Raw genomic sequence first — 12033 nt, 5'->3', positions numbered from 1 at the left:
GAGATCGATTGCGCATTTTTAGCGCCGCGGGGACACGCACATGGCCAATGGGATCCGCAGCGATCTGGCGTATCGCCACGCCTCCGCGTCGCCCGCCGTGCGGCCGCCCGCGCGCGCCGACGGCGCCCGCGAACTGCTCTACCTCAGCCCCGGCGGCGCCGGCCGCATGCACGCGCTGGCCCCGCTGCAGAACCTGGGCTGGTCGCTGCGCCGCGCCCACGACGCGCGCGCCGCCTTGCGCCAGCTGCAATCCAGCCCGCGCCTGCCGCACGCGGTGCTGATCGACCTGCGCGAAGGCTTCGAGGCGCGCGACCTGGACGAACTCGGCCCGGCCCTGGCCGCGCACAACGCCGGCTGGATCGCCGGCGTCGCCGCCGCCCAGCTCGAACACGAGGCCGCGCGCCGGCTGATCCGCGATTACTGCTACGACTACGTCACCCTGCCGTGCCCCGAAGCGGTGCTGCACACCGTGATCGGCCACGCCTACGGCATGGCCGCGCTGGCCTGCGGCGCCGACGCGCACGGCGCGCCGGGCGAGACCGGCCTGGACGGCATGATCGGCGAGAGCGAACCCATCCGCGCGCTGTGCCGCGGCCTGCACAAGGCCGCCGGCACCGACGCGCCGGTGTTCATCGCCGGCGAAACCGGCACCGGCAAGGAACTCGCGGCGATGGCGGTGCACCGCCACTCGCACCGCGCGCGCCAGCCGTTCGTGGCGATCAACTGCGGCGCGATTCCGCACAATCTGGTCCAGTCGGAACTGTTCGGCTACGAGCGCGGCGCCTTCACCGGCGCGCAGCAACGCAAGCTCGGCCGGATCGAGATGGCCCACGGCGGTACTTTGTTCCTCGACGAAATCGGCGACCTGCCGCTGGACAGCCAGGCCTCGCTGCTGCGCTTCCTGCAGCAAGGCACGATCGAGCGCCTCGGCGGCCACGAGCAAGTCGCGGTCGACGTGCGCATCGTCTCGGCCACCCACCACGACCTCGACCAAGCCGTGGCCGACGGCAAGTTCCGCGCCGACCTCTACCACCGCCTGTGCGTGCTGCGCCTGCGCCAGCCGCCGCTGCGCGAACGCGGCGGCGACATCGACCTGCTCGCCGACCACGCCCTGCAACGCTACGCCCAGGAAACCTCGCGCGGCATCAAGGGCTTCTCGCCGTGCGCGCGGCTCGCGCTGCACCGGCACGACTGGCCGGGCAACGTGCGCGAACTCATCAACCGCGTGCGCCAGGCCGTGGTCATGGCCGAAGGCCGCTACCTCACCGCCGCCGACCTGCACATCGGCGACGCCGTCGTCGGCGCGCCGATGACCCTCGACGAAGCCCGCGACGTCGCCACCCGCGAGGCGATCGAACGCGCGCTGCAGCGCAACCGCGGGCGCTTGGGCGAATCGGCGCGCGAATTGGGCGTGTCGCGGGTGACGCTGTATCGGTTGATGCAGCGGTTGGCGATGCGCGGCAGCGAAGAAGCGCTGAACGAAGAAGCCCAGGCCTGAGCGCGCGGCGAAAAGACCGGGGCGGACATTTCCGCCCCGTCCCCGGGCACAGCGCGACGCCACTCCCGTAAACGAAGCCGCGCGGCGCGCTCAGAACGAGCGCGAGCCGCGCAGCGAGAACACGAAATTCGGCGCGTCGGGGGTCAGGCCCGCGGCGATCTGGCCGTTGAAGGTCCAGCCCGAAGGCAGCACGTAGCTGGCGCCGATGTTGAGCGTGGTGGAATTGCTGGAGCTGCCGGCGACGCGCCGCTTCGGCCCGCCCGGCGCGGTGGTGTGGGTGGCGCCGGTGGCGGCGGTGGCGACGCTGAAGCTCACCGCGGAACGGTCGTTGAGCGCGATCGCCAGGCCGCCGCTGAGCTGCACGGTGTTGCCCAGCGCCACGCGCGCGGGCGAGACCTGTTCGGCCACTGGCGAGATGTCGTCGAAGTTGGCCGGCTGGTTGTAGGTGTAGCCGATGTTGCCGAACAGGATCACCGGGTCGTAGGTGCGCAGCGCCGAGACGTTGAACGTCGCCGCCCACATGCCCGAACCGGTCGGCAGGTCTTCGGGAATGTTGAGGTTGTTGTTGTTGCCGTCGGGCTGCACCAGCTTGAGCCCGAACGGATCGCGCCCGGTCGGCGCGCGCACGCGCAGGCTGGTGACGATGTCGGGCCAGCGCTGCGATTCCTTCACCCACTGGTAGTACGCCGCCACGCTGGCGTCGCCCAAGCCTTGCGAGCGCAGGCTGACTTCGCTGACCACGCTCGACGCGCCGCCGGCGCCGCCGCTGACGAAGCGCGAATCGCGGTAGACGTAAGGCAACGTGGCCTCGATGCTGAGCCGGTCGGTGAGGCCGTAGCGGCCGCTGAGTTCGAAGGTGCCGATGCTGGCCTTGGTTTGATCCAGGTTGATGCTGCCCAGGAAGATCGCGTCCAGCGCGAGAAAGCCGCTGAGCGCGAGTTGGCGGCGGTCGTAGTAGCTGTAGCTGAAACCGGCGTCGAGGGTGAACTTGCGCTCGAACAGCGGCGCGTGTTCGCGCACCACCAGCGCTTTTTCCTGCTCGCGGCGCTGTGCGTCCTCCTCGCGCTGGGCCTGGCCGACCTGGATCGGCTCGCCGCTCGCGCCGTCCTTGTCCGCGGCCTTGCGCCGCGCGTCTTCGGCGAGTTCGCGCGCATCGCGCGGCACGCTTTGCTGGGCGCCGTCGGGCGCGGCGGCGGCGGTGTCGTTCTGCGGCGCATCCAGGCCGCGGCCGCGCTGGGCCAGTTCGAGCCGGTCGACTTCCTCGCTCAGGCGTTGGATCTGCGCGCGCTGCTCGGCCAGTTCGCGGCTCATGTCGAGCATGCGCTGGTGCAGCGATTTGAATTCGGATGGCGCCGGCGTTGCTTCGTCGGCGCGGGCCGGCGCGCTCAGCGCCAAGGCCAAAGCGAGGGACAGCGGAGCGACGCGCATGATCGTGCCTCCTTGCCAGCGGTACGGCGGATGTCAGCGCGGCAGTCCGCGCAGGCCGTCGAGCGCCTGCTGCAAACCGAGTTGACGGGTCATCTGCGGCGTCATCGCCGCGGTCACGATCTGCAGTTGCAGGCGGTTGCCGGCGACCACGCCGTCGCCGGCGATGCGGCCGCTCTGGGCGATGCCGCCGAGCGCGCCGCCGTCGAGCCGTTGTTGCAGCGACACGCCCGGCGCCTGCACGCCCAGCGTCGCGCCGCCGTCGAGGAAGGTCACCTGCGCGCGCACGCCGCCGGCGGCGCTGTCGCTGTGGGTCTGGCCGTTGAAACCGGCCGCGTCGCGATCGGCGCGCGCGGGATCGACGAATTCGATCGCGGCCAGATTCGACAGGCGATTGCCGTCGCCGGCGATCTGCGCGATCTGGCCGATGCCTTGCAGGCGCACCGCTTCGGCGCCGCTCGCGTTGGCGTTCGCGTCGGCGACATCGGCGCCGGCCGCCGCGCTGCTGCGCGCATCGGTGCTGACGCTGAAGCCGTTGCCGTCGCGCAGCACCAGCAGCGAGCCGCTGGCCATCGCCGCGCCTTGCTGCGGCGTGGCGACGCTGGAGATCAGATCCACGCGCAGGCCGATCAGCATGTGCGCGTCGTAGTAGCGGCCGTTGAGCGTGGCCAAGGTGGCGTCGTCGACGATCTGCGCGCGCAAGGGTGGCAGGGCGGCCGCGGGTTGGACCGCGGCCGCCGCTGCCGCGAGGGCCGAGAACAGGGCACGGGGGAGTGATGGGCGGTTCATCGGGCACCTCGAACGAAGCTCTTCATTGCGGTTCGGACGTTGCGGTTCAGAACAGGTCGTACAGCGACAGCGTGTACTCGACCGCGCGCGGCGCGGCGGTGGCGCGTTCCAGCGCGTCGCCGCGGCGTCGCAGCGCCGGCGAGCTGCGGTCGCCGACCAAATACGAATCGGCGCGCATCGGCTTATCGCCGACCACGGCCAGGACGATGCCGTTCCAGCCGCGCACGAATTCGGCTTCCGGCATCACCCGGTGGCCCAGCGCGGGATCGGCGACGAACACGCGTCCGCCGGCCGCGCCCTTGACCACGACGAAATGGCGATAGCCGCGGATGTCGAGCAGGGCGATCACCGGCATCTGCAAGCGGTACAGCGCGTCGGCGTCGATGCGGAAGCCGTGCGCGCGCAGGCCGATGCCTTCGACGTAGCGCTTCATGTCGAGCATCGAGAAGCCGTTGCGCACCACTTCGTGCGGGTCCACGCCGACCATCATCTTTTCGATCAGCGCCGGTTCGTCCACGTCCAGGCCGTAGCCGTAGTGCAGCAGGCTGGCCAGCGCGGCCGAGCCGCAGCTGAAGTCGTAGCGCTGGCGCAGCAGTTCGCGGTAACGCAGGTCGCGCAGGGTGCGCATCGGCTTGACCACGGGCGTGGCGGTCGCGCCGGTGAGCCGGGTCAGATCGACCGCGCTGTAGCGCTCGCCCGGCGAGACCGCGCTCTGCGCGCGCGCGCCGCCGCACGCGGCGAGAGCGAGGGCGAGCGACAAAGCGAGGGAGGCGGTCGCGTGCATGGCGGCATCGGTCGGCGAATGGATCTCGGAAGGCCGCGATGGCCGACGCGCGGCCATCGCGGTGCGGCGGGGGAGGTCAGTCGCCGCAATGGGTGCAGGTCGGCGGCGGGGGCGGCGGCGGTGCGCAGGCGCCGCACGAGGCGGTGGCGATCGCCAGGCCGTTGTGCTGCAGATTGCCCACGCCCGAGGCCACGTTGACGCCGATGTTGCCCTGCGCGCCGGACAGCGCGTTGCCGCCGAGCGAGGCGTACAGATCCAGGCTGATGCGGCGGCCGTCGCTGTCGAGCAGGTTCGACAAGGCGTGCTGCTCGCTGTCGGAGGTCGCCAGCGCCACGGTGCCGGAGCTGTTGACCGAAGCGGCCATGCCGTTGCTCTGCGCGTTGCCGACGCCGGCGGCGACGTTGACGCCGATGTTGCCCTTGGCGTTCGACAGCGCATTGCCGTCGAGGGTGGCGCGGTAGAAGGTCTCGTCGGTGTTGGTGGTGGCGTAGTTGGCGAGGGTGGACTGCTTGTCGAACACCATCGCCGAGGCGAACACTTTCTCGCCGTCCACCGCCGACAGCGCGGTGTCGTTGCTCTGCGCGTTGCCGACGCCGGCGGCGACGTTGGCGCCGATGTTGCCCTGCGCGTTCGACAAGGCGTTGTCGCCCAGATGCGCGCTGTGGTCGCCGTCGCCGAGCGAGGCGTTGGCTTCGGTGGTCTGGTCCTGATCCACGGTCGCGGCCGATTCGGACGCCACCCGGATCTTGCCCTTCACGTTGACGTGGCCGCCGACGTGGATGCGGTTGCTCACCGAGGTATCGCTGTGGATGCGCGCGTCGTCGCCCTCGGCGAAGGCCGGTCCGGCCAGGGCCGCGAGCGCGAGCGCCAACAAGGAGTGCTGGAGTTTCATCGAAGTTCTCCGTCAAGCCGATTCGTTCCGCTCGGATGCGCAGGGCCGCGGCGGCGCGCGCCGCGGCCGCGCGCGGGTCATTGGCAGCTGCCGCAGGACGCGGTGGCGATCGACAAGCCGTTGTGTTGCAGGTTGCCGACGCCGGCGGCGACGTTGGCGCCGATGTTGCCCTGCGCGCCCGACAGCGCGTTGCCGCCGAGGGTGGCGAAGGTGTCCAGGTCGCAGGCCGCGGCCAGTTCGTTGAGCCAGCTGTGCTGCTCGCTGTCGGAAGCGGCCTTGGCGATGGTGCCGGAGCTGTTGACCGAGGCGGCCATGCCGTTGCTCTGCGCGTTGCCGACGCCGGCGCCGACGTTCACGCCGATGTTGCCCTTGGCGTTGGACAGCGCGTTGCCGTCGAGGGTGGCACTGTAATAGGTGTCCTGCTGGCTGGAATAGGCGTAGTTGAAGCCGGCCTTCTGATCGTTGAACACCATCGCCGAGGCGAACACTTTCTCGCCGTCCACCGCCGACAGCGCGGTGTCGTTGCTCTGCGCGTTGCCGACGCCGGCGGCGATGTTCGCGCCCATGTTGCCCTGCGCGCTGGACATCGCGTTGCCGCCCATGCGGGCGTCGTGGTCGCCGTCGCCGAGCGAGGTGTTGGCCAGGGTGTTCTGGTCCTGATCGACGGTCGCGGCGGATTCGGACGCGACGCGGATCTTGCCTTTCACTTCGACGTGGCCGCCGACGTGGATGCGGTTGCTCACGTAGGTATCGCTGTGGATGCGGGCGTCGTCGCCTTCGGCGTAAGCGGGCGCGGCGACGGCCAATGCGAGGGCGAGCAGGGTCAGTTGCGCTTTCATGGTCTCTCTCCTGAAGGGTGGTGGGTGTCGCGACTGCGTTCCGCCGTTGTCGTTATGGAGCGCTCCCCGGCAGTCGGAGCACGATGGCGTTGACCGACGCGTTGCCGATCCCCGCCGTCTGGTTGAGTTGCAGCACGCCTTGGCCGCCGCGGAAGGCGTCGTCGGCGATGGCGGCGTCGCGCAGGCCCGGCGCGCGCCGGGTTTCCAGCGGCGCGGTCGCGGGGCCGGCGACTTGCGCCAAGGCCGCGTCGTCGAGCGCGCCGCCGCCGCCGCGCGCGAGCGCGAACTGGTTGAGCTGGGCGTTGCCGGCGCCGGCGCTTTGATTGAGTTGCAGCAAGCCGTGGGCGTCGGCGAACGCGCCGGCGTCGATGCGCGCTTGCGCGCGGCGCGCGGCGGCGAGGGCCGCGGACGAGTCGATGCGTTGGTCGGCGCGCGCGGCGGCGAACGCGGCGCCGTCGGAGGACAGCGACAGCGCGGCCTGATTGGCCTGCGCATTGCCGGCGCCGGCGGCCTGATTGATCGCCGCGCGGCCGTCGAGGCCGCGCCCGGCGGCGCCGATGCGGGCGCTGTCGAGCGGCGGCTGCGCGCGGCCGTCGGCGACCACCGCGGTCGCCAGCAAGCACGCGATCAACCACAGCGGCGCATGCCGCAACGGACGGGCGCGCGCGTTCACCGCCCGCTCCCCGGCGGCGCGGCGGCCGGCATCACCGCTTGCATCACCGCACCGGTGATCGTGTCGCCCAGGCCCGCGGTCGCGCCGATCACCGCACCGCCGACGCTGGCGCTCGCGCCGAGCGGCGCCGACGCGGCCGGCCCGCCGAGCGCGTTGCCCGCGCCGAGGCCGGCGCCGGGCACCAGCAGGCCGGTCACCGCGTCGGTGGCCGCGCCGACGCCGATGCCGCCGGAACCGTGCTGGCCGAGCGCGGCGTCGTCGAGCAACGGCGCCAGCGAACGGTCGAGGGTGGCGTGGAACACCTGGCCCGGGAACGTCGTCGCCTCGGTGCGCACCGGGTTGTCTTGCGCCGGCAACGCGCGATAGGCGATGCGCGGATGGACGGTGCGGGCGATCACCACGGTGGTGTCGGCGCCGGGTTCGGCCGCGCGCGCGCCCGGCAGGGCGGCGGCGCAGGCGAACGCGAGCGCGGCGAACGCCAGCGCGCGGCGGCGGCGGAACGGGGCGGCGCGAACGGCGGCGACGCGGGCGAGGGCGGCGGACATGGCGGACTCCGAGACGGGGGATGCTCGAAACACCGGATGCGGGGCAGGCGCGGCCGGCGGAGATTCCCCACGCCAATCCCGTGCCAACTTCGCAAGCGATTGATCCGAAAGCGATTCGCCGGCGCGCGATCGCATTTGGCCGGCGCCGGCGCGACGAAACGTTGCGCCCCCGTAACGCGCCGCTAACACGCGAAGCGCGCGATTCCCCCACTCAGCTTGTCGCCGTCGCACCCGCGCATGCGCGCCGCGCTTGGCTTCGCCGGCGCTCACGCACGCTCGCGCCTACGCGCGCCGGCCGCGTTGCGTTTTCGCAACCTCATCGCGCGTGCGAGGATGGGGAAACGCCGCCCGCGCGCGTTTGTGTCTTACCCGCTCCGTCTCTTCAGGTTGGTCCCATGTCTTCCGCACCCGACGCCGTCCGCGACGCCCTGCCCGCCGCCGCCCACGGCGGCGACGATTTCATCGAGGTCTATCCGCAGGCGCTGAGCCGCGAGCAATGCGCCGAGCTGGTGCGGCGTTTCGACGCCAGCCGCGAGAGCGAACCCGGCCGCGTCGGCGGCGGAGTAATGCCGGATCTGAAGGACAGCCGCGACCTCACCATCACCGGGCGCGAAGGCTGGAAAGACATCGAAGTGGCGTTGAATCTGGCGGTGTTCCGCGGCCTGCTGCAGTACCTGCGCCGCTATCCGCACACCTTGATCGCGCCGCTGATGCTGGAAGCGCCCGACGCCGACGGCAAGCGCCACCGCCTCACCGCCGAGCGCATGGCGCAGATGGACGACAGCCAGCTCGCGCCGGTCGCGCAGACCGTGTTCCGTCCCGGCGCGATCAATCTGCAGCGCTACACCGACGGCCGCGGCGGGTATCCCTACTGGCATTGCGAGCTGTACCCGCGCGACCCGCACGCCGACACCCTGCACCGCCACGTGCTGTGGACGATCTACCTCAACGACGGCTTCGAGGAAGGCGAGACCGAGTTCCTCTACCAGCGCCGCAAGATCGCGCCGCGCGCCGGCGACCTGCTGATCGCGCCGGCCGCGTTCACCCACACCCATCGCGGCAACCGGCCCAAGGGCGGCGACAAGTACATCGCCACCAGCTGGATTCTGTTCCAGCGCGCCGAACGCTTGTACGGCGGCGGCTGACGCCGCGGCGACGCGCGTTATCCGCCGCCGAGCCGCGCGTACGCGGCCGGGTCGCGCCGTCGCATCGTCCAGGCGCGCAACACGCAGGCGGCGACCAACGCCAGCAAGGCGATCGCGATCGCCCACACGGCGGCCGCGCTGCCGCCGGTCAGCGCGCGCAGGTTGGCCAGTACCGTGCACAACAGCGCCGACAGCGCGGCCACGCTCGCCGCCGGAGCGATCCGCGTGCTCCACGCGCCGCCGCCGCGTCCGCGGAAGTAACCGATCACCGCGAGGCTGACCAAGATCTGCGCGCCGAGCAGCGCGATCACCGCCAGCGCCGAGGCCGATCCCAAGGCGATGCGCAGCGGGTCGTTCTCGATCGAGCCCAATCCCGCCAGCGCCAGGATCGACACCGACGCCTGCGCCAGATTGGCGATGTACGGCGTCTCCTGGCGCGGATGCATCTGCGCCAGCGCCGGCCAGATCGCGCCGTCGCGGCCGAGCGCGTAGAGATAGCGCGAGACCACGTTCTGCAGGCCGACGATCGACGCGAACAGACTCGTCAGCAGCAATCCGGCCGTGGCCGCGCCCAGGTCCGGCGACAGAAAGCGCGACACCGCCGAGAACCACAGCCCGCCGGGATCGCGCGCGGCCGCGGCGACGATTTCGCCGGGGCCGTAGGCGGCGATCAACATCCACGCCGAACCGGCCAGGGTCGCGGCGACGGCGAGGATCGCCGCGAACAGCGCGCGCGGCACGGTGCGCCGCGGCGCGCGCGCTTCCTCGCCGTAGACCGCCGCGGTCTCGAAGCCGGCGAAGGCCGCCACGGCGAACACCATCGCCGCGCCGAAGCCGGCCGAGAACACCCGCGACGGCGCGAACGGCTCCGCGCTCAGGCCTTCCGGCCCGCCGCCGCGCCACAGCACCGAGACCGCGAACGCGGCCATCAGCACGACCTCGGCCAGCGACAGCACGCCCAGCAAGCGCGCGGCGAAACCCAGGTTGCGCTGCGCGCAGAACGGCACCACCGCGTTCACCAGCAACGCGTTGAACCACCACGGCAGGCTTTCGCCCCAGGCGCGTTCGCTGAGTTGGCCGATGAAAAAGCCGATCACGCCGTAGCAGCACAGCTGCAGCGCCATGTACGCCGTGGTCGCCAGCGCCGCGGCGACCAGCCCGGCCGGGCGCGACACGCCGCGCGCGACGCAGGCGTAGAACGCGCCGGCGTCCACCACTTCGCGGGTCAAGGCGGCGAAGCCCGCGGCGAAGACCAGATAGACCAGGCCGGCGAGCAGCAAGCAGCCGGCCAGGCCGATGCCGTTGCCCTGGGTCAGCGCGACCGGCATCGCGCCGATCAGGCCGATCAACGGCCCGGTGGTGGCGAACACCAAGGCCAGGATCTGCGGTCCACCGACCGAACCGGCCTTCAAGCGTTGCTCAGCGGTATCGCGCATGCGTCCTGGAGTCCCGTGGCGGGCCCGCCGCCGGCCGGCGGGCTGACGCGTCCGGCCGCGCCGTCAGGGCGGCGGCACCGATGTGGACGCAATACGCCTATCGAACCGGGGCGCCGCGGCGCGGACATGCCGGCGGCAGGATCTGTGCTCCGCGGCGCAGGATCGCCACGCTCCAGACATGCGAAAACCGCCTCACGGGCGGTTTTGGGGATGAACGCAGGGAGCCGGACCGGGCTCGGCGGGCCGCCCGGCCAGGGCGGGGACGCGCGGCTGCCGGCGTCGGCAAACCTCAGCGAGGCCGGGGGCGCCGCTTACGGTCCGCGGCCGCGGCGCTCGACGTCAGGGATTGCGCGGATGGTTCAACACCAGCCAGTACAGCCCGACCTGCTTGACCGCCCACACGAACTGCTCGAAATCCACCGGCTTCTGGATATAGCTGTTGACCCCGAGCGCATAGCTGGCCTCGACGTCGAACGGCTCGGTGCTGGTGGTCAGCACCACCACCGGCAGGGTGCGGGTGGGTTCGTGGGCGCGGATCGCCTGCAGCACTTCGCGGCCATCGACCTTGGGCAGGTTGAGGTCCAGCAGCACGATCGACGGCAAGTCGTTGGGGTCGCGATCGGAATAGCGGCCGCGGGCGAACAGGTAATCCAGCGCCTCGGCGCCATCGCCCATCACCACCAGCCTGTTGGCGATCTTGGCCTCGTCGAAGGCGAGCCGGGTCAGCTCGACGTCGTCGGGGTTGTCCTCGACCAGCAGGATTTCCTTATGCATCAGCGTTTTCCTCGCCCCTCGACACGAGCGGCAACTCGACTGTGAACGTGCTGCCCGCGCCGGGCTCGGAGTGGGCGCGCAGTTGCCCGCGATGGCGCTCGGCCACGCGTCGCGCGATCGCCAGCCCGAGGCCGTGGCCGCCGCCCTGATCCGGCCCGTGCAGGCGCTGGAAGGGCTCGAACAGCTTGTGAGCATAGCGCATGTCGAAACCGCTCCCGTGGTCGCGCACGCTCACCGACAGCGTGCCGTCGCGGGTTTCGCCTTCGATCTCGATCCGCACCGGCGCCTGCGCGTCGGCCTCGAGCGTCGAGAATTTCCAGGCGTTGTGCATGAGCTGGGTCAGCATCAGCTTGAGCAGGCGCTCGTCGCCTTCGACCTGCAGGCCGGGCTGGACCCGGACCTCGCCGCGGCGCGCGGGATCGGCGTCCTGCAGCTCGGCGCCGACCCAGTCGGCGAGCAGGCTCAGATCGACCGGGCCGATCCGCATCTCCGCGCGGGTCACGTGCGACAGCTCGGTGAGCATCGCCAGCAAACCGGTCATGCGGGTCGCGGCGGCGCGGATGCGGGTCAGATAATCGCGGTCGGTTTCGTTCAGGCGCTCGCCGGCGCGATCGGCCAGCAGCGCGGAAAAGCTTTCGATCGAACGCAGCGGCGCGCGCAGGTCGTGCGCGACCGCGTCGGCGAACAACTGCAATTGCCGGTGCGAGGCGTCCAGCGCGGCGCCGTGCTCGGCCACCCGCGCGCTCAGCGCGATGCCGGCCTCGCGTTCGCCGCGGATGTCGCGCATGTGCGAGATGAAATACTGCGGCGCGCCGTCCTCGGCGCGCATCACCGCGACGTTGAGCTGCACCCACACGTCCGAGCCGTCGCGGTGCACGTAGCGCTTGTGTTCGTCCACCGACGCCAGCTCGCCGCTGACCAGGGCGGCGACGAGGTTATGGCTGATCGCCAGATCGTCGGGGTGGGTGACTTCGGCGTAGTGGTGCCCGCGCAATTCGTCTTCGCGATAGCCGAGCATCGCGCACAGCGCGGGATTGGCGTCCAGCCAGATGCCGTCGAGCGACACGATGGCCATGCCGATGTTCGACGCCTTCATCGCCTGACGGAAACGATCGTCGCGGACCGGATCGTCTCCGGCCTGCGTGGCGGTCGGCAGGGGATGCGGCAGGCTCATCGTATTGGAGCGTAGCGTCGGCCATCGGCGGCGAAGTGACCGGGAAGTGTAGCCAATCG

12 protein-coding genes are annotated in these 12033 nt (G+C 71.4%); 2 read left to right on the top strand and 10 right to left on the bottom strand.

Going from position 1 to position 12033, the window contains the following annotated elements; translation table 11 throughout:
• Positions 1 to 40: 40 nt before the first annotated feature.
• Positions 41 to 1498: a sigma-54 dependent transcriptional regulator gene (locus tag J5226_RS04745; RefSeq protein ID WP_215838713.1), complete on the top strand. Its 1458-nt coding sequence runs from the start codon at positions 41 to 43 to the stop codon at positions 1496 to 1498.
• A gap of 90 nt (positions 1499 to 1588) precedes the next feature.
• Here J5226_RS04745 and J5226_RS04740 read toward each other — a convergent pair whose 3' ends face one another.
• The 7 genes from J5226_RS04740 to J5226_RS04710 form a co-directional block, all read right to left on the bottom strand.
• Positions 1589 to 2926: a transporter gene (locus J5226_RS04740; RefSeq protein WP_215838712.1), complete on the bottom strand. Its 1338-nt coding sequence runs from the start codon at positions 2924 to 2926 to the stop codon at positions 1589 to 1591.
• A 33-nt stretch (positions 2927 to 2959) separates the two neighbouring features.
• Positions 2960 to 3625, bottom strand: a complete 666-nt coding sequence (locus J5226_RS04735) for a hypothetical protein (protein ID WP_215838711.1) — start codon at positions 3623 to 3625, stop codon at positions 2960 to 2962.
• A gap of 133 nt (positions 3626 to 3758) precedes the next feature.
• Positions 3759 to 4496, bottom strand: coding sequence for a C39 family peptidase (locus tag J5226_RS04730; protein ID WP_215838710.1), 738 nt, complete (start codon positions 4494 to 4496; stop codon positions 3759 to 3761).
• A 76-nt stretch (positions 4497 to 4572) separates the two neighbouring features.
• Positions 4573 to 5388 (bottom strand): hypothetical protein, encoded by an 816-nt coding sequence (locus J5226_RS04725; RefSeq protein ID WP_215838709.1) that lies wholly within the window; start codon positions 5386 to 5388, stop codon positions 4573 to 4575.
• Between the two features lie 77 nt (positions 5389 to 5465).
• Complete coding sequence (locus J5226_RS04720; RefSeq protein ID WP_215838708.1) at positions 5466 to 6227, bottom strand: hypothetical protein; 762 nt, start codon at positions 6225 to 6227, stop codon at positions 5466 to 5468.
• Positions 6228 to 6279: 52 nt separating this feature from the next.
• On the bottom strand, positions 6280 to 6900 hold the full coding sequence (locus tag J5226_RS04715; RefSeq protein WP_215838707.1) for a hypothetical protein: 621 nt from the start codon (positions 6898 to 6900) through the stop codon (positions 6280 to 6282).
• On the bottom strand, positions 6897 to 7445 hold the full coding sequence (locus J5226_RS04710; RefSeq protein WP_215838706.1) for a hypothetical protein: 549 nt from the start codon (positions 7443 to 7445) through the stop codon (positions 6897 to 6899). The genes J5226_RS04715 and J5226_RS04710 overlap by 4 nt, the downstream gene beginning before the upstream one ends.
• A gap of 395 nt (positions 7446 to 7840) precedes the next feature.
• Between J5226_RS04710 and J5226_RS04705 the strand changes: the two genes are divergently transcribed.
• Positions 7841 to 8590 carry a 2OG-Fe(II) oxygenase gene (locus tag J5226_RS04705; protein WP_215838705.1) on the top strand — a complete coding sequence of 250 codons (750 nt, stop codon included), beginning with the start codon at positions 7841 to 7843 and terminating at the stop codon, positions 8588 to 8590.
• Positions 8591 to 8607: 17 nt separating this feature from the next.
• Here the strand turns inward: J5226_RS04705 and J5226_RS04700 are convergent, their stop codons facing one another.
• The 3 genes from J5226_RS04700 to J5226_RS04690 all read right to left on the bottom strand — a co-directional run bounded on the left by J5226_RS04700 (position 8608) and on the right by J5226_RS04690 (position 11974).
• Positions 8608 to 10026, bottom strand: coding sequence for an APC family permease (locus tag J5226_RS04700; RefSeq protein ID WP_215838704.1), 1419 nt, complete (start codon positions 10024 to 10026; stop codon positions 8608 to 8610).
• Positions 10027 to 10365: 339 nt separating this feature from the next.
• Complete coding sequence (locus J5226_RS04695) at positions 10366 to 10800, bottom strand: response regulator (protein WP_031374300.1); 435 nt, start codon at positions 10798 to 10800, stop codon at positions 10366 to 10368.
• A complete protein-coding gene (locus J5226_RS04690) occupies positions 10793 to 11974 on the bottom strand; it encodes an ATP-binding protein (RefSeq protein WP_215838703.1) in 1182 nt (393 codons plus the stop codon). The genes J5226_RS04695 and J5226_RS04690 overlap by 8 nt, the downstream gene beginning before the upstream one ends.
• Positions 11975 to 12033 lie beyond the last annotated feature (59 nt).

Origin of the sequence: Lysobacter sp. K5869 (assembly GCF_018847975.1) — a bacterium.
Classification (GTDB): domain Bacteria; phylum Pseudomonadota; class Gammaproteobacteria; order Xanthomonadales; family Xanthomonadaceae; genus Lysobacter.
The sequence above is the reverse complement of the archived record's forward strand: the minus strand, read 5'-3'. Positions and strand labels throughout refer to the sequence as shown.

Coding starts and splice junctions, on each gene's coding strand:
- J5226_RS04745 (WP_215838713.1), top strand. CDS start 41: ATGGCCAATGGGATCCGCAGCGATCTGGCGTATCGCCACGCCTCCGCG.
- J5226_RS04740 (WP_215838712.1), bottom strand. CDS start 2,926: ATGCGCGTCGCTCCGCTGTCCCTCGCTTTGGCCTTGGCGCTGAGCGCG.
- J5226_RS04730 (WP_215838710.1), bottom strand. CDS start 4,496: ATGCACGCGACCGCCTCCCTCGCTTTGTCGCTCGCCCTCGCTCTCGCC.
- J5226_RS04725 (WP_215838709.1), bottom strand. CDS start 5,388: ATGAAACTCCAGCACTCCTTGTTGGCGCTCGCGCTCGCGGCCCTGGCC.
- J5226_RS04720 (WP_215838708.1), bottom strand. CDS start 6,227: ATGAAAGCGCAACTGACCCTGCTCGCCCTCGCATTGGCCGTCGCCGCG.
- J5226_RS04710 (WP_215838706.1), bottom strand. CDS start 7,445: ATGTCCGCCGCCCTCGCCCGCGTCGCCGCCGTTCGCGCCGCCCCGTTC.
- J5226_RS04705 (WP_215838705.1), top strand. CDS start 7,841: ATGTCTTCCGCACCCGACGCCGTCCGCGACGCCCTGCCCGCCGCCGCC.
- J5226_RS04700 (WP_215838704.1), bottom strand. CDS start 10,026: ATGCGCGATACCGCTGAGCAACGCTTGAAGGCCGGTTCGGTCGGTGGA.
- J5226_RS04695 (WP_031374300.1), bottom strand. CDS start 10,800: ATGCATAAGGAAATCCTGCTGGTCGAGGACAACCCCGACGACGTCGAG.
- J5226_RS04690 (WP_215838703.1), bottom strand. CDS start 11,974: ATGAGCCTGCCGCATCCCCTGCCGACCGCCACGCAGGCCGGAGACGAT.